Source organism: Burkholderia singularis, from assembly GCF_900176645.1.
GTDB classification, from domain to species: Bacteria; Pseudomonadota; Gammaproteobacteria; order Burkholderiales; family Burkholderiaceae; genus Burkholderia; species Burkholderia singularis.
Genome location: NZ_FXAN01000032.1, coordinates 65,077 through 82,893 on the forward strand (window position 1 = coordinate 65,077; position 17,817 = coordinate 82,893).

The 17,817-nt window shown below is 64.8% G+C and carries 11 protein-coding genes; 7 read left to right on the forward strand and 4 right to left on the reverse strand.

Annotated elements, in window-relative coordinates:
• Positions 1-44: 44 nt before the first annotated feature.
• From infB to truB, 3 genes are all read left to right on the forward strand, one after another.
• Positions 45-2,960 (forward strand): translation initiation factor IF-2, encoded by a 2,916-nt coding sequence (infB, locus tag BSIN_RS02895; RefSeq protein WP_089339455.1) that lies wholly within the window; start codon positions 45-47, stop codon positions 2,958-2,960.
• A 107-nt stretch (positions 2,961-3,067) separates the two neighbouring features.
• Positions 3,068-3,436, forward strand: a complete 369-nt coding sequence (rbfA, locus tag BSIN_RS02900) for a 30S ribosome-binding factor RbfA (RefSeq protein WP_059518519.1) — start codon at positions 3,068-3,070, stop codon at positions 3,434-3,436.
• A gap of 24 nt (positions 3,437-3,460) precedes the next feature.
• Positions 3,461-4,396: a tRNA pseudouridine(55) synthase TruB gene (gene truB / locus BSIN_RS02905; RefSeq protein ID WP_089339456.1), complete on the forward strand. Its 936-nt coding sequence runs from the start codon at positions 3,461-3,463 to the stop codon at positions 4,394-4,396.
• A gap of 121 nt (positions 4,397-4,517) precedes the next feature.
• On the opposite strand, the gene BSIN_RS02910 is transcribed toward truB, so the two are convergent.
• The 4 genes from BSIN_RS02910 to BSIN_RS02925 form a co-directional block, all read right to left on the reverse strand.
• Positions 4,518-6,077 (reverse strand): DHA2 family efflux MFS transporter permease subunit, encoded by a 1,560-nt coding sequence (locus BSIN_RS02910; protein ID WP_059518515.1) that lies wholly within the window; start codon positions 6,075-6,077, stop codon positions 4,518-4,520.
• A 34-nt stretch (positions 6,078-6,111) separates the two neighbouring features.
• On the reverse strand, positions 6,112-7,353 hold the full coding sequence (locus BSIN_RS02915; protein WP_089339457.1) for an HlyD family secretion protein: 1,242 nt from the start codon (positions 7,351-7,353) through the stop codon (positions 6,112-6,114).
• A gap of 68 nt (positions 7,354-7,421) precedes the next feature.
• The gene (locus BSIN_RS02920) at positions 7,422-8,915 is read right to left on the reverse strand and encodes an efflux transporter outer membrane subunit (protein ID WP_089339458.1); all 1,494 of its coding nucleotides are present in this window, start codon (positions 8,913-8,915) and stop codon (positions 7,422-7,424) included.
• Positions 8,916-9,002: 87 nt separating this feature from the next.
• Positions 9,003-9,509, reverse strand: coding sequence for a MarR family winged helix-turn-helix transcriptional regulator (locus BSIN_RS02925; RefSeq protein WP_089339459.1), 507 nt, complete (start codon positions 9,507-9,509; stop codon positions 9,003-9,005).
• Between the two features lie 279 nt (positions 9,510-9,788).
• Here BSIN_RS02925 and typA point away from each other — a divergent pair, with 279 nt between their 5' ends.
• From typA to lpdA, 4 genes are all read left to right on the forward strand, one after another.
• Entirely contained in the window at positions 9,789-11,615 is a 1,827-nt protein-coding gene (gene typA, locus BSIN_RS02935; protein WP_059518506.1) for a translational GTPase TypA, read from the forward strand.
• Positions 11,616-11,998: 383 nt separating this feature from the next.
• The gene (locus BSIN_RS02940; RefSeq protein ID WP_059518504.1) at positions 11,999-14,863 is read left to right on the forward strand and encodes a 2-oxoglutarate dehydrogenase E1 component; all 2,865 of its coding nucleotides are present in this window, start codon (positions 11,999-12,001) and stop codon (positions 14,861-14,863) included.
• 152 nt (positions 14,864-15,015) lie between these two features.
• Complete coding sequence (odhB, locus tag BSIN_RS02945) at positions 15,016-16,284, forward strand: 2-oxoglutarate dehydrogenase complex dihydrolipoyllysine-residue succinyltransferase (protein ID WP_089339460.1); 1,269 nt, start codon at positions 15,016-15,018, stop codon at positions 16,282-16,284.
• Positions 16,285-16,377: 93 nt separating this feature from the next.
• Positions 16,378-17,808 carry a dihydrolipoyl dehydrogenase gene (lpdA, locus tag BSIN_RS02950; protein WP_059518500.1) on the forward strand — a complete coding sequence of 477 codons (1,431 nt, stop codon included), beginning with the start codon at positions 16,378-16,380 and terminating at the stop codon, positions 17,806-17,808.
• The last annotated feature ends 9 nt before the right edge of the window (positions 17,809-17,817 follow it).

Below are 17,817 nucleotides of genomic sequence, written 5' to 3' on the forward strand. Positions count from 1 at the left end.
CGATGCTAACCGCAAGGAATCGGTCCTTGCACTAAGAGGAATGAATGGCGAGTAACAACGTAGCCCAATTTGCCGCGGAACTGAAAATGCCTGCTGGTGTGCTGCTCGAACAACTGCAGGCTGCGGGCGTCCAGAAAGCGAGCGAGGACGATGCGCTGTCGGAGACGGACAAGGCGCGTCTGCTCGATCATTTGCGCAAGTCGCACGGTGCGACCGATGGCGACAAGCGCAAGATCACGCTGACTCGCCGACATACGTCCGAGATCAAGCAGGCCGATGCGACGGGTAAGGCTCGTACCATTCAGGTCGAAGTGCGCAAGAAGCGCACGTTCGTCAAGCGCGACGACGTCAACGAGGCGGGCGCCGAGCAGGCGCACGCCGACGAGCAGGCGGACGCCGAGCTCAAGCGTCGCGAGGAAGAGGCGCGCCGCGAGGCCGAACTGCTCGAGAAGCAGGCGCAGGAGCTGCGCGAGCGCCAGGAGCGCCTCGAGCGCGAGGAGGCCGAGCGCCGTGCCCGCGAGGAAGCCGCGGAGGCCGAGCGACGTCGCGCGGAAGAGGAGGCGGCGGCCAAGCGCGCGGCCGAAGCCGCGCAGGCCGCGGCCCGGGAAGAGGCGGCTGCGGCGCAGCGCGCGCAATCCCAACAATCCACGCAGGAGGAAGAGCGCGCGGCCGCCGAGCGCGCCGCGCAGCGGGAAGCTGCGAAGAAGGCCGAGGATGCTGCGCGCGAGGCTGCCGAGAAGGCGCGCGCGGAGCAGGAGGAAATTCGCAAGCGCCGCGAAGCTGCCGAGGCGGAAGCGCGCGCGATTCGCGAAATGATGAACACGCCGCGCCGCGCGCAGGTGAAGGCGCCCGAGCCGAAGCCGGCCGCGGCGCCGCCTGCCGCGAAGGCTGCGGAGGCGAAGGGCACGCTTCACAAGCCGGCAAAGCCGGCCGGCGAGGCGTCCGCTGCCGCGCGTCCCGCGCCGAAGAAGGCGGCGGGCGGCGGCGCACCGGCCGCGCCCGCCACGTCGGCGCCGGCAGGCGATCGCAACAAGAAGCCGGGCGGCGGCAAGGGCGGCTGGCAGGATGACGCCGCCAAACGCCGCGGGATCAAGACGCGCGGCGATTCGAGCGGCGGCGTCGATCGCGGCTGGCGCGGCGGCCCGAAGGGGCGCGGCAAGCACCAGGACAATGCGTCGTCGTTCCAGGCGCCGACCGAGCCGATCGTGCGGGAAGTGCACGTGCCGGAAACCATCTCGGTGGCCGATCTGTCGCACAAGATGGCCATCAAGGCATCGGAAGTCATCAAGGTGATGATGAAGATGGGCCAGATGGTCACGATCAATCAGGTGCTCGACCAGGAAACGGCGATGATCGTCGTCGAGGAGCTGGGCCATCGTGCGGTCGCGGCGAAGCTCGACGATCCGGAAGCGCTTCTCGTCGAAGGCGAGGCCGGCAGCGACGCGGAGCAACTGGCGCGTCCGCCGGTGGTGACCGTGATGGGTCACGTCGACCACGGCAAAACGTCGCTGCTCGACTACATCCGCCGCGCGAAAGTCGCGGCGGGCGAAGCGGGCGGCATCACGCAGCACATCGGCGCGTATCACGTCGAAACGCCGCGCGGCGTCGTCACGTTCCTCGATACGCCGGGTCACGAGGCGTTTACGGCGATGCGCGCGCGTGGCGCGAAGGCGACCGACATCGTGGTTCTGGTGGTGGCAGCCGATGACGGCGTGATGCCGCAGACGAAGGAAGCGATCGCGCACGCGAAAGCGGGCGGGGTGCCGATCGTCGTTGCGATCAACAAGATCGACAAGCCAGAGGCGAATCCGGACCGCGTGAAGCAGGAACTCGTCGCGGAAGGTGTCGTGCCGGAAGAGTACGGCGGCGATTCGCCGTTCGTGCCGGTGTCGGCGAAGACGGGCTCGGGTATCGACGATCTGCTCGAAAACGTGCTGCTGCAAGCGGAAGTGCTCGAATTGAAGGCGCCTGTCGAGGCGCCGGCAAAGGGCCTCGTGATCGAAGCGAAGCTCGACAAGGGCAAGGGTCCGGTCGCGACGGTGCTTGTGCAGTCCGGCACGCTGAACCGCGGCGACATCGTGCTTGCGGGCACGGCCTACGGCCGCGTGCGCGCGATGCTCGACGAGAACGGCAAGCCGACGAAGGAAGCCGGCCCGTCGATTCCGGTCGAAATCCAGGGCCTGTCCGAAGTGCCGGGCGCGGGCGAGGAAGTGATCGTGCTGCCGGACGAGCGCAAGGCGCGCGAAATCGCGCTGTTCCGTCAGGGCAAGTTCCGCGACGTGAAGCTCGCGAAGCAGCAGGCAGCGAAGCTCGAAAGCATGCTCGAGCAGATGGGCGAAGGCGAAGTGCAAAACCTGCCGCTCATCATCAAGGCGGACGTGCAGGGCTCGCAGGAAGCGCTGGTGCAGTCGCTGCTCAAGCTGTCGACCAACGAAGTGCGCGTGCAGATCGTGCACAGCGCGGTGGGCGGCATCAGCGAAAGCGACGTCAACCTGGCGACCGCATCGAAGGCCGTCATCATCGGCTTCAATACGCGCGCCGATGCGCAGGCACGCAAGCTGGCCGAAGCGAACGGCATCGATATCCGCTACTACAACATCATCTACGACGCCGTGGATGAGGTGAAGGCGGCGATGTCGGGCATGCTCGCGCCGGAGAAGCGCGAGGTCGTGACGGGCATGGTCGAGGTGCGCCAGGTGTTCAAGGTGCCGAAGGTCGGCACGGTCGCCGGCTGTATGGTGACGGACGGCATCGTCAAGCGCTCGTCGTCGGTGCGCGTGCTGCGCAACAACGTCGTGATCTTCACGGGCGAACTCGAATCGCTCAAGCGCTTCAAGGATGACGTGAAGGAAGTGAAGCAAGGCTTCGAGTGCGGTATGTCGGTCAAGAACTTCAACGATATCGTCGAAGGCGATCAGTTCGAAGTGTTCGAAGTCACCGAAGTCGCGCGGACGCTGTAAGACGGCGCGCAGGCTCATGGGCGGGGCAGGCGCGGGCCTGTCCCGCCCATTTTCATGGCGGCGTGAGCCGCGCATGGCCGGCTGCTCCAAGCAATGACGGATTCATCATGACGAAAAAACGTACTTCTCCCAATCGCAACGTGCAGATCGCCGATCAGATCCAGCGCGATTTGTCCGAGCTGATCATGCGCGAGGTGAAGGATCCGCGGATCGGGATCGTGACGATTCAGAGCGTCGAACTCACGCCCGATTACGCGCATGCGAAAGTGTTCTTCACGACGCTGACGGGCGACCCCGCCGGCACGCAGGAAGCGCTCAATCACGCGGCGGGCCATCTGCACAATCTGCTTTTCAAGCGCCTGCACATTCATACGGTGCCGACGCTGCATTTCCATTACGACCAGACGATCGAGAAGGCCGTCGCGATGTCGCGCCTGATCGACGAGGCGAACGCGACGCGCGCGAAGGACGATTGAGCGACGATTTCTTGCGCGTTGACCATGACGACTGTTTCACCTCGCCCCCGAATCGCGCGCCGTGCGCTCGACGGCGTGCTGCTGCTCGACAAACCGGTCGGGCTGTCCAGCAACGATGCGCTGATGCGCGCCAAGCGCCTCTATCTGGCCAAGAAGGCAGGCCACACGGGCACGCTCGATCCGCTCGCATCAGGGTTGCTGCCGCTGTGTTTCGGCGAAGCGACGAAGTTCTCGCAGGATTTGCTCGACGCCGACAAGACTTATGAGGCGACGATGCGTCTCGGCGTGCGCACGGCGACGGGCGACGCCGAAGGCGAGGTGCTCGAGACCCGCGACGTGCGTTGTGCGCCGGCCGATGTCGAAGCGGTGCTCGCGCGGTTCGTCGGCGATATCGTGCAGGTTCCGCCGATGTATTCGGCGCTCAAGCGCGACGGCAAGCCGCTTTACGAATATGCGCGGGCCGGCCAGACGGTCGAGCGGGAGGGGCGCGCGGTGTCGATCCGCGCGCTCGACATGCTGTCGTGCACGCTGCCCGACGTGACGTTTCGCGTGACGTGCAGCAAGGGCACCTATGTGCGCACGCTGGCCGAGGATCTCGGCGGCGCGCTCGGCTGCGGCGGGCATCTGACGATGCTGCGCCGCACGGCTGTCGGCGCGCTGACGCTCGAGCATGCGGTGACGCTCGATGCGCTGGCGAACGCGACGCAGCACGAGCGCGATGCGTGGCTGCAGCCGGTCGACGCGCTGCTGTCGACTTTTCCGCGCGTGAAGCTCGATGCGGCGCTCGCCGAGCGCTTTGTGCACGGTCAGCGTTTGCCGCTTGCCGAACTGGCCGCGCGGCCGGACATCGGTGACGGCGCGCGCGTGCGCGTCTACGACGGCGACGATCGCCTGCTCGGCGTCGCGCGCGCGGCTCACGGCGTGCTTGCGCCGCAGCGGCTTGTCGTGACGGGCGAATAGCCGCGCCGCCGGGGCTTTTCGGCCATCCGGCGATTGAATATCGCGATGTGTGCGTGAAACGAAACGCCCGGCTCGAAGGCCGGGCGTTTTCACAAGCAATACACGGCGCGCGCCGCGTCTTTCAGTGCGCCGCCGACGCCGCGGCGCTCGAATCGCCGCCGCCCGCCCGCTCAGGCTTCGTGATCCAGATGAGCCCGATCAGCAGCACGAAAATCGCCGCCGAGATGTAGAACAGATCGTTGACGCCCAACTGCGCGGCCTGCTGCGTCGCGAGATTGTTGATGAGCCCGTGCGCCTGCGATGGCGTGAGGCCGAGCCGCCCCATCTGATCGACCGCCTGGTTGAATGCCGGATTGTACGGATTGGCCTGCTCGACGAGCTGCGCGTGGTGGAAATTGTTCCGGTGATCCCACGCGGTCTGGAAGATCGACGTGCCGATGCCGCCGCACATGATCCGCACGAAGTTCGACAGCCCCGATGCGGCCGGAATCCGGTGACCGGGCAGGCCCGACAGCGTGATCGATACGAGCGGAATGAAGAAGCCCGCCATCGCGATGCCCTGAATGAAGGTCGGCACCATCAGCGACCATTCGTCGACGCCCGTCGTATAGCGCGAGCGCATCCAGAAGCAGAGTGCGAAGAACAGGAACGCCGCCGTCGCGATATAGCGCGGATCGGTGCGCGGCAAGATCTTGCCCGTCAGCGGCGACAGCAGGATCGCGAAGAAGCCGACCGGCGCCATCACGAGGCCGGCGTCGGTCGCGGTGTAGCCGATCTGCGTTTGCAGCCACAGCGGCAGCAGCACCAGATTGCCGAAGTAGAGCCCATAGCCGACCGATAGCGAAATCGTGCCGCCCGTGAAATTGCGCATCCGGAACAGCGACAGATCGACGACCGGATGCTCGGCCGTCAGCTCCCAGATCACGAAGAACGCGAACGCGATCACGGCGGTCAGCGCGAGCACGATGATCGTCGTCGATGCGAACCAGTCGAGATCCTTGCCTTTGTCGAGCATGATTTGCAGCGAGCCGACCCAGAGAACGAGCAACGCGAGCCCGACGCCGTCGATCGGCGCATGGCGCACCGGCGACTCGCGCTTGCTGTAGATCATCCACGTCACGCCCGCGGCCGCGATACCGACCGGGATGTTCACGTAGAAAATCCACGGCCACGTGTAGTTGTCGGAGATCCAGCCGCCGAGAATCGGCCCGGCCACCGGCGCGACGAGCGTCGTCATCGACCACAGCGCGAGCGCCATCGGCGCTTTCGCGCGCGGGTAGCTCGACAGCAGCAGCGATTGCGACAGCGGAATCATCGGCCCGGCGACCGCGCCTTGCAGCACGCGCGACGCGAGCAGGAACGGCAGCGTCGGCGCGAGCCCGCACATCCACGACGAGATCACGAACAGGATGATCGACGCGAGAAACAGCCGCACCTGGCCGATGCGCTCGGTGAGCCAGCCGGTGAGCGGCACCGAGATCGCGTTCGCGACCGCGAACGACGTGATGACCCACGTGCCTTGGTCGGACGAGACGCCGAGATCGCCCGAGATCGTCGGGATCGCGACGTTCGCGATCGACGTGTCGAGCACGTTCATGAACACGGCGAGCGACACCGCGATCGTGCCGAGCACGAGTTGCCCGCCTTTGAGCGGGGGATACGGAGCTTGTGGCTGTGCCATGCTGGGTTATCGGATCAATGTGCGGATCATGCGTTTACATCAGATTCGGCATACGGTTGCCGGCGGTCTTCGCCGCAGCGGCCGGTGCGGGAGCCGCGCTCGCCGCCGCGCCGCCGGCGTTCGCGGCGATGATGCGCGCGATCTCGGCATCCGCCTCGTCGCCATACTTCGCGAACACGTCGGTCTCGTAGACGGTGTTCTGCACGTTGCCGAGCTGGCCGCCGCTTTCGTCCTTGATGTCGACGTCGACTTGCATCGACAGGCCGATGCGCAGCGGATGGTCCTTCAACTGCTTGGGATCGAGCTCGATGCGCACCGGCAGGCGTTGCACGACCTTGATCCAGTTACCCGTCGCGTTCTGCGCGGGCAGCAGCGAGAACGCCGCGCCCGTGCCCGCCGAGAAGCCGACCACCTTGCCTTGGTACTTGACCGACGAGCCGTAGATATCGGCCGTCAGCTCGACCGGCTGGCCGATCCGCATATGCTTCAATTGCACTTCCTTGAAATTCGCGTCCACCCACACCGCATTGAGCGGCACCACCGACATCAGCGGCGTGCCCGGCGACACGCGCTGGCCGACCTGCACCGAGCGCTTCGCGACATAGCCGGTGACGGGCGCGGGCAGCGTGTTGCGCGCGTTGTTCAAATACGCGTCGCGGACCTTCGCGGCGGCGGCGAGCACGTTCGGATGATTGGCGATCGTCGTGTTCGCGGTCAGCGCGCGGTTCGACGCGAGCTGCTGCTGCGCGGCGTCGAGCGACGCCTGAGCGGCTTTCACCGCATCGCGCGCATGCGAAATTTCTTCTTGCGACACGGCGCCCGTCTGCGCGATCGCGAGCCGGCGGCGCAGGTCGTCCTGCGCCTTCGACAGATCGGACTGGCGCAGCGCGACTTGCGCGCGATATTGATCGTCGTTGACGAACAGGCCGCGCACCTGGCGCACGGTTTGCGCGAGATTTGCCTCGGCCTGCTGCAGCGCGACCTGTGAATCGGCCGGATCGAGCACGACGAGCGGGGTGCCGGCATTGACTGTCTGCGTGTCGTCCGCCTTCACCGCGATCACGGTGCCGGTCACCTGCGGGGTGATCTGCACCACGTTGCCGTTCACATAGGCGTCGTCCGTCGTTTCGTGGAAGCGGGCGACGAGGAAATAGTAGAGCCCATAGGCAATCGCGGCGATCACGATCACGGCAATGAGCAGCGTCATCATCCGCTTGCGCTTGCCGTTGTTCTGCGGCTGCGCGCTCGCTGCCGCGTTTTGTTGTGGGTCGCTCATGGCGAGTTCTCCGTCCTTGATTTAAAGCGGGTGGTTTTCGAGAGTCGTCGATCTGGAGTCGGCCGGCTTTAGTTCGATGCCTGCTGCGCATCGGCCGGTTTCGCGGCCGGCGCGGGCGCTGCGAGTCGCGAACCGGCCGCGTCGAAGCCGCCGCCAAGCGCCTTCACGAGGCCGATTTGCAGATCGCGGCGGCGCATCTTCAGGTTCGTTACCGTCTGTTCGGCGGCGAGCCGGCTGCTGTCCGCGTTCAGCACCTGCAACTGCGGCGACAGGCCCGCCTTGTAGCGGATCACCGCGAGTTCGTATGCGCGTGTCGACGCATCGAGCGCGCGCTGCGCGTCGCTCATTTGCGCGTCGATCGCGCGGATCGACGAGACGTGGGTCGCGACGTCGGACAGCGCGTTGACGATCGCCTGGTTGTAGTTGGCGACGCTCAGATCGAAGTCCGCGTAGCGGCCTTTCAACTGCGCGCGCAACGCGCCCGCGTCGAACAGCGGCAGATGGATCGCCGGGCCGATTTGCGCCTGACGGCTCGCGAAATTCAGGAATTTGCCCCAGCCGAACGCATCGAAGCCGAAGCCCGCGGCGAGGTTGATGTCCGGGTAGAACTCGGCCTTCGCTTCCTTGACGTCGTGCAGCGCCGCTTCGACCTGCCAGCGCGCGGCGACGATATCCGGCCGGCGCGACACGAGATCGGCGGGCAGGTTGTCCGGCAGCGCGACTACGTCGCCCGGACTCAGCACGGGCGCCGCGATCTGCAGCCCGCGATCGGGGCCTTTGCCGAGCAGCGCGGCGAGTTGATAGCGCGTGGCGGTGATCTGGCCGTCGAGATCGGACAGCGTTGCCTGGCTCGTCGCGACATTGCCGCGCGCGGTTTGGCGCTCGACATTCGTATCGAGGCCGGCGCCGACGCGATCGTCGGTGATCTTGCCGACCGACTGGCGGTTGCCGATCTCGCGCGAGGCGATGTCGCGCTGCGCATAGAGTTGCGCGAGCTGGTTGTAGGTGCGCGCGACCGAGGTCGCGAGGGTGACGCGCGCCTGCTGCATGTCGGCTTGCGCGGCCTTTTCCTGCGACACGGCTGCATTCAGGCGCGCGCGATTCTTGCCCCACAGATCAAGCTCCCAGGACGCGCTCGCGAGCACGTTGTTCTCGCTGTACCACTGGCCCCCGTAGGGCGGCGGAAAGAGGCCGTTACCGGAGTACAGCTCGCGGGTCCACGAATACTTGAGGTCCGCGCGCGGCAGCAGCGCCGAGCGCGATGATTCGATATACGACGACGCCTGCGCGATGCGCGCCTGCGCCTGCGCGATCGTCGGATTGCCTTCGAGGGCCTCGTCGATCAGCTTCGGCAACTGAGGATCGCCGAATTGGCTCCCCCAGTCGAGCGTCGGCCAGCGGCCGCCCTGCGCGGGCAGGCTTTGCGCGCTTTCGAATTGGGTGGCCGGCGCGATCGTCTTATCGCTCTTGATGCCGAAATAGTTCGCGCACCCCGACAGTACGAGCACGGCAGCCGCGACGGCAATGGCGCTGCGACTGGCGGACAACGGAAGGGTTTTCATCGCGGATTTTCCTGACTCGGAATCGGATTCTGAAGAGATCATGGACACTGCAAGAATTTCCTTACATTTATTTGTCGAAAATGCCTGTTATGACAATGGTTGTACAGTGGTGCTGGCAGCGGCTGGGCACTCGCCGAAATTCGACAGGATGCGACGCAACATGCTCTTCAGAAAGCCGACTTCCTCAGGCGTGAAACCTTCGAGCACCTGATCGAGCACGCTGCGGAAGATGGCCGGCATGCGGCTTGCGAGCGCATGCCCTTCGTCGGTCAGCTCGAGCCGCACGACCCGCCGGTCGTTGTTGCAGCGCACGCGCCGCAGCAGCCCGCGTTTTTCGACGCGATCGAGCAGGCGCGTCACAGCGCTCGCATCGATGCCGAATTCGCGCGCAAGTTCGGCGGCCGTCGAGCAATGGCCAATGGCAAGCTTGAACAGCATGCTCGCCTGGGTGCCGGTGATGCCAAGCTCGGTTTGCGTGCGCTGCGTGATCAGGCTGCTCATCAGTGATTTCACGCGGGACATCAGGTAACCGACGCTATCGTTCATCTGATACTCGAACAGCTCGCGGTCGAACGAAGGAGAAGGGTCCGCCATAAGTTCCCTGAGACTACAATAATTGACTAGGCAGCATTATAGATCCAGATAATTGCTGCGGCAAATATTAATCGAAGCCGAATTCATCCGCTGACGCGCAAAAATAGCCCTGCTGCAAGTGGGTTCATCGGGCGGCGCGCGGCCGCCGTGCCGCGGCGCGGCCCCGGTGGGGTGGGCGACATGCCGGCGTGCTATAATTTGAGGCTTTCCAAAGATGCAAACGCGCGCGCATCGCCCGATGCGCGCGCGTTTGCGCGTTTCCTTCGTATCCAGGTTTCTATGACCCGCGCCCTTCGCAACATCGCCATCATCGCTCACGTCGACCACGGCAAGACGACGCTCGTCGATCAACTGCTTCGCCAGTCCGGCACCTTCCGCGAGAATCAGCAGATCGCCGAACGGGTGATGGATTCGAACGACATCGAAAAGGAGCGCGGAATCACGATTCTCGCGAAGAACTGCGCGGTCGAATATGAGGGCACGCACATCAATATCGTCGACACGCCGGGGCACGCGGATTTCGGCGGCGAGGTCGAGCGCGTGCTGTCGATGGTCGATTCGGTGTTGCTGCTCGTCGATGCGGTGGAGGGACCGATGCCGCAGACGCGCTTCGTCACGAAAAAGGCGCTGGCGCTCGGCCTGAAGCCGATCGTCGTCATCAACAAGATCGACCGCCCGGGCGCGCGGATCGACTGGGTGATCAACCAGACTTTCGACCTGTTCGACAAGCTCGGCGCGACCGAGGAGCAGCTCGACTTCCCGATCGTTTATGCATCGGGCCTGAACGGTTACGCGTCGCTCGATGCGGCCGCGCGCGATGGCGACATGCGCCCGCTGTTCGAGGCAATCCTCAAGCACGTGCCGGTGCGTCCGGCCGACCCGGATGCGCCGCTGCAACTGCAGATCACGTCGCTCGACTACTCGACATACGTCGGCCGGATCGGCGTCGGCCGCATCACCCGCGGGCGCATCAAGCCGGGCCAGCCGGTCGCGATGCGCTTCGGGCCGCAAGGCGAGGTGCTGAACCGCAAGATCAACCAGGTGCTGTCGTTCAAGGGCCTCGAGCGGGTGCAGGTGGAATCGGCCGAGGCGGGCGATATCGTGCTCATCAACGGCATCGAGGACGTCGGCATCGGTGCGACGATCTGCGCGGTGGACGCGCCCGAAGCGCTGCCGATGATCACGGTCGACGAGCCGACGCTGACGATGAACTTTCTCGTCAACTCGTCGCCGCTCGCGGGCCGCGAAGGCAAGTTCGTCACGAGCCGTCAGATCCGCGATCGCCTGATGAAGGAGTTGAATCACAACGTCGCGCTGCGCGTGAAAGATACGGGCGACGAGACGGTGTTCGAAGTGTCGGGCCGCGGCGAGCTGCATCTGACGATCCTGGTCGAGAACATGCGTCGCGAGGGCTATGAGCTTGCGGTGTCGCGTCCGCGCGTCGTGATGCAGGAGATCGACGGCGTCAAGCACGAGCCATACGAACTGCTGACGGTCGATCTCGAGGACGAGCATCAGGGCGGCGTGATGGAGGAACTGGGCCGCCGCAAGGGCGAGATGCTCGACATGGTGTCGGACGGGCGCGGCCGCACGCGCCTTGAGTACCGGATTCCGGCGCGCGGGCTGATCGGTTTTCAGAGCGAATTCTTGACGCTTACGCGCGGCACCGGCCTGATGAGCCACATCTTCGATTCGTATGCGCCCGTCAAGGAAGGCTCGGTCGGCGAGCGCCGCAACGGCGTGCTGATTTCGCAGGACGACGGCGCGGCGGTGGCGTATGCGCTGTGGAAGCTGCAGGATCGCGGCCGCATGTTCGTGAAGCCGGGCGACGCGCTGTACGAAGGCATGATCATCGGCATCCACAGCCGCGACAACGATCTCGTCGTCAATCCGATCAAGGGCAAGCAATTGACGAACGTGCGCGCATCGGGCACCGATGAGGCGGTGCGTCTCGTGCCGCCGATTCAGATGTCGCTCGAATACGCGGTCGAATTCATCGACGACGACGAACTCGTCGAGGTGACGCCGCAGTCGATCCGTCTGCGCAAGCGCCACTTGAAGGAGCACGAGCGCCGCCGCGCGAGCCGCGAAAACGCGGTCGAGTAAGCCGCGCCCGTCGTGGCGGCGCGTGCGTCGCGCGCGCCGCATGACGCCGCATCGCCGCCCGCATTGCCGCCAAGCCGCCCGAGGCAGTTGTCTCGGGCGGCTTTTTTGCGCGCTCGGCAAGATCCGTCCGTTTCCCGGAAAAACTCTGTTGCGCACAGCCGACGCAATCTGTGCGAAACCGTGCGAAAGCCCGTCACGACGGGCTTTCGGCCGCTTTGTCTCCCCGCTTGACACAAGGGTTTTGTGATATGCTGCGCGCACGCAAGTTTTAGGTCCTTCCAAGCAAGACTTGATTCGCGCAATCCGCTAAACGGTCAGGCCGTGTCGCGGAAGGTTGAGTAACCCGCTATTTCTCGAGAAGCTCGAAGAAAGGTGAGCGTCAAATGTCAGATGTAATGAAGCAGTTCCAGCTGAACTCGTATTTGTTCGGCGGCAACGCTTCGTATGTTGAAGAACTGTACGAAGCCTATCTGGATAATCCGGCGTCGGTCCCCGACAATTGGCGCGAATATTTCGACGCACTGCAAAACGTCCCCGCGACAGACGGTTCCAACGCGAGCGACGTGGCCCATAACCCGATCGTCGAATCATTCGCGCAGCGCGCGAAGGCCAATGCCTTCATTCCGCGCGAAAGCGGCAGCAATTTGGCTACCGCCCGCAAGCAAGTCCACGTTCAGACGCTCATCAGCGCCTATCGCTTCCTCGGCTCGCAATGGGCCAACCTCGATCCCCTGAAGCGCCGCGAGCGTCCCGCGATTCCCGAGCTGGAACCCGCGTTCTACGATTTCTCCGAAGCCGATCTCGACCAGACGTTCAGCGCGAGCAACCTGTATTTCGGGTTCGAGCAGGCTTCGCTGCGCGATATCGTGAAGGGCCTGCGCGACACGTATTGCGGCACGATCGGCGCTGAGTACATGTATCTCAGCGATCCGGAGCAGAAGCGCTGGTGGCAGGAGCGCCTCGAATCGATCCGCGCGACGCCGAATTTCTCGGCCGACAAGAAGAAGCACATCCTGAACCGCCTGACGGCCGCCGAAGGCCTCGAGCGCTATTTGCATACGAAGTACGTCGGCCAGAAGCGCTTCTCGCTCGAAGGCGGCGAGAGCTTCATCGCGTCGATGGACGAGGTGGTGCAGCACGCGGGCTCGAAGGGCGTGCAGGAGATCGTGATCGGGATGGCGCACCGCGGCCGTCTGAACGTGCTCGTGAACACGCTCGGCAAGATGCCGGCTGATCTGTTCGCCGAATTCGAAGGCAAGCACGTCGACGATCTGCCGGCGGGCGACGTGAAGTATCATAAGGGCTTCTCGTCGGACATCGCGACGGAAGGCGGCCCGGTTCACTTGTCGCTCGCGTTCAACCCGTCGCACCTGGAAATCGTCAACCCGGTCGTCGAGGGCTCGGCGAAGGCGCGGATGGACCGTCGCGGCGACGCGGACGGCCTGCAGGTGCTGCCGGTGCAGATTCACGGCGACGCGGCGTTCGCGGGTCAGGGCGTCGTGATGGAGACGCTGAATCTCGCGCAGACGCGCGGCTACGGCACGCACGGCACGCTGCATATCGTCATCAACAATCAGATCGGCTTCACGACGTCGGACCCGCGCGACGCGCGCTCGACGCTGTATTGCACCGACGTCGTCAAGATGATCGAAGCGCCGGTGCTGCACGTGAATGGCGACGATCCGGAGGCCGTCGTGCTCGCGACGCAGATCGCGATCGATTACCGGATGCAGTTCCACAAGGATGTCGTGATCGACATCGTCTGCTTCCGCAAGCTCGGCCACAATGAGCAGGACACGCCGGCCGTCACGCAGCCGCTGATGTACAAGAAGATCGCGCAGCATCCGGGCACGCGCGCGCTGTACGCGGAGAAACTGGTCCAGCAAGGCGTGATCACCGCCGAAGAAGCGGATGGCTATGTGAAGGCGTACCGCAAGGCGATGGACGACGGCCATCACACGGTCGATCCGGTGCTGTCGAACTACAAGAGCAAGTACGCGGTCGACTGGATGCCGTTCCTGAACCGCAAATGGACGGATGCGGCGGACACCGCGGTGCCGCTCGCCGAACTCAAGCGTCTGGGCGAGCGCATTACGACGGTGCCGGAGAATTTCAAGGTTCACCCGCTCGTCGAGCGCGTGATCAACGATCGCCGCAACATGGCGCGCGGCGAGCAGCCGCTCGACTGGGGCATGGGCGAGCATCTCGCGTATGCGTCGCTGGTCGCATCGGGCTATGCGGTGCGTCTGACCGGCCAGGATTCCGGCCGCGGCACGTTCACGCACCGTCATGCGGTGCTGCACGACCAAAACCGCGAACGCTGGAACGACGGGACGTACGTGCCGCTGCAGAACATCGCCGAAGGCCAGGCGAAGTTCACGGTGATCGACTCGGTGCTGTCCGAGGAAGCCGTGCTCGGCTTCGAATACGGCTATTCGACCGCGGAGCCGAATACGCTCGTCGCATGGGAAGCGCAGTTCGGCGATTTCGCGAACGGCGCGCAGGTGGTGATCGACCAGTTCATCTCGTCGGGCGAAGTGAAGTGGGGCCGCGTGTCGGGTCTCACGATGCTGCTGCCGCACGGTTATGAAGGCCAGGGGCCGGAACACTCGTCGGCGCGCATCGAACGCTATCTGCAGCTTTGCGCGGAGCACAACATGCAAGTCGTTCAGCCGACGACGCCCGCGCAGATCTTCCACCTGCTGCGCCGCCAGATGATCCGCCTGTTCCGCAAGCCGCTCATCGTGTTCACGCCGAAGTCGCTGCTGCGTCACAAGGAGGCGGTGTCGGATCTGTCGGAACTCGCGAAGGGTTCGTTCCAGCCGGTGCTGGGCGAAGTCGACGACAGCATCGACGCGAAGAAGGTCAAGCGCGTGATCGTCTGCTCGGGCCGCGTGTATTACGACCTCGTCGCGCATCGTCGCGAAGCGAAAGCGAACGACGTCGCGATCGTGCGGATCGAGCAGCTTTATCCGTTCGCGCACAAGCAGTTCGAAGCCGAACTGAAGAAGTACGAGAACGTGACGGAAGTGGTCTGGGTGCAGGACGAGCCGCAAAATCAGGGCCCGTGGTTCTACATCGAACACCACCTGAAGGAAGGCTTGAAGGAAGGGCAGAAGCTCGCGTACAGCGGCCGCCCGGCTTCCGCCTCTCCGGCTGTCGGCTATTACGCGAAGCACTACGAGCAGCAGAAGGCCCTCGTTGAGGGCGCATTCGGCCGCTTGAAGAGCGCATCGATCGTGAAATAACAGACGTTGCGACACGCAGGGGCGCGTCGCGCACCCTGCGTGCGCGGCCGGCCGCGTGCGCTCGAACAAACGAACGCGTTCGAGCGCGCCGCCGCCGGGTGGCGTTCGCAAGCGTCTCGTCGTTACCCAGATTAAGCATCCAGGAAAATCACATGGCTATCGTAGAAGTCAAAGTCCCCCAGCTTTCGGAGTCGGTTTCGGAAGCCACCATGCTGCAGTGGAAGAAGAAGCCCGGCGAAGCCGTCGCGCAAGACGAAATTCTGATCGAACTCGAAACCGACAAGGTCGTGCTCGAGGTGCCCGCACCCGCGGCGGGCGTGCTGTCGCAAGTGCTGCAGAACGACGGTGACACGGTCGTCGCCGATCAGGTGATCGCGACGATCGATACCGAAGCGAAGGCCGGCACCGCTGCCGCGGCGGCCGGCGCCGCCGACGTTCAGCCCGCCGCGGCGCCGGCCGCTGCGGCAGCGCAGCCGGCTGCCGTTGCGTCGAGCTCGGCGGCCGCATCGCCTGCCGCGGCAAAACTGCTCGCGGAGAAGGGGCTCGACGCGGCCCAGGTCGCGGGCTCGGGCCGCGACGGCCGCATCACGAAGGGCGACGCGCTCGCCGCCGGCGCCGCGCCGGCGAAGGCCGCGCCTGCTGCCGCCGCGCCCGCTGCCGCACGCAAGCCGGCGTTGCCGGACGTGAAGGTGCCGGCGTCGGCGACGACGTGGCTCAACGACCGTCCGGAGCAACGCGTGCCGATGTCTCGCCTGCGCGCGCGGATCGCCGAGCGTCTGCTCGAATCGCAGCAGACCAACGCGATCCTGACGACGTTCAACGAAGTCAACATGCAGCCGGTGATGGATCTGCGCGCGAAGTACAAGGACAAATTCGAGAAGGAACACGGCGTGAAGCTCGGCTTCATGTCGTTCTTCGTGAAGGCGGCCGTGCATGCGCTGAAGAAGTTCCCGCTCGTGAACGCGTCGATCGACGGCAACGATATCGTCTATCACGGCTACTTCGACATCGGCATCGCCGTCGGCTCGCCGCGCGGCCTCGTCGTGCCGATCCTGCGCAACGCGGATCAACTGAGCCTCGCGGAGATCGAGAAGAAGATCGCCGAGTTCGGCCAGAAGGCGAAGGACGGCAAGCTGTCGATCGAGGAAATGACGGGCGGCACGTTCTCGATCTCGAACGGCGGCGTGTTCGGCTCGATGCTGTCGACGCCGATCATCAACCCGCCGCAGTCGGCAATCCTCGGCGTGCATGCGACGAAGGAGCGTCCGGTCGTCGAGAACGGCCAGATCGTGATCCGTCCGATCAACTACCTCGCGCTGTCGTATGACCACCGGATCATCGACGGCCGCGAAGCGGTGCTGTCGCTGGTCGCGATGAAGGATGCGCTCGAGGACCCGGCGCGCCTGCTGCTCGACCTGTAACGCGCTTTTTCGCATCGAACCGCTGCGGCTGCCCGCGGGCTCCGGACAACGGGAGCGCCGTTCGGCGCGCCGCAGCCAGAACAAAGGATTGTCATGTCGAAGGAATTTGACGTCGTCGTGATCGGCGCCGGCCCTGGCGGCTATATCGCCGCGATCCGCGCCGCTCAATTGGGCAAAACGGTTGCCTGTATCGAAAAATGGAAGAACCCGGCGGGCGCGCTGAAATTGGGCGGCACCTGCCTGAACGTCGGCTGCATTCCGTCGAAGGCGCTGCTCGCGTCGTCGGAGGAGTTCGAGAAAACGTCGCATCACCTTGCCGATCACGGCATCACGGTCGGCGACGTGAAGATCGATGTCGCAAAGATGCTCGCGCGCAAGAATGCGATCGTCGAAAAGATGACGGGCGGCATCGAGTTCCTGTTCAAGAAGAACAAGATCACGTGGCTCAAGGGCCACGGCAAGTTCACGGGCAAGACCGACGCGGGCGTCACGATCGAGGTGAGCGGCGAGGGCGAAACCGAAGCCGTCACCGCAAAGCATGTGATCATCGCGACGGGCTCGAAGGCGCGCCATCTGCCGGGCATCCCGGTCGACAACCGGATCGTCTCGGACAACGAGGGCGCGCTGTCGTTCGAATCGGTGCCGAAGAAGCTCGCGGTGATCGGCGCGGGTGTGATCGGCCTCGAACTCGGCTCGGTGTGGCGGCGTCTGGGCGCCGAGGTGACGGTGCTCGAAGCGCTGCCGGCATTTCTCGGCGCGGCCGACGAGGCGCTCGCGAAGGAAGCGGCGAAGCTCTTCAAGAAGCAGGGCCTCGACATTCATCTCGGCGTGAAAATCGGCGACGTGAAGACGAGCGCGGACGGCGTATCGATCGCGTACACCGATAAGGACGGCAACGCGCAGACGCTCGATGCGGACCGCCTGATCGTGTCGGTCGGCCGCGTGCCGAACACCGACGGGCTCGGCCTCGAGGCGATCGGCCTCACGGCGAACGAGCGCGGCTTCATCGACGTCGACGATCACTGCCGTACCGCGGTGCCGAACGTCTACGCGATCGGCGACGTGGTGCGCGGTCCGATGCTTGCGCACAAGGCGGAAGACGAGGGCGTGCTGGTGGCGGAGGTGATCGACGGCCAGAAGCCGCATATCGACTACAACTGCATTCCGTGGGTGATCTACACGCAGCCGGAAATCGCGTGGGTCGGCAAGACCGAACAGCAATTGAAGGCCGAAGGCCGCGAGATCAAGACGGGCAAGTTCCCGTTCTCGATCAACGGCCGCGCGCTCGGCATGAACGAGCCGGACGGCTTCGTGAAGATGATCGCCGACGCGAAGACCGACGAGTTGCTCGGCGTGCATGTGATTTCGGCGAATGCGTCGGATTTGATTGCCGAGGCGGTGGTCGCGATGGAATTCAAGGCGGCCTCCGAAGACATCGCGCGGATCTGCCATCCGCATCCGTCGTTGTCTGAAGTGATGCGCGAGGCGGCGCTCGCCGTCGACAAGCGCTCGCTGAACAGCTAAGCGCGATAC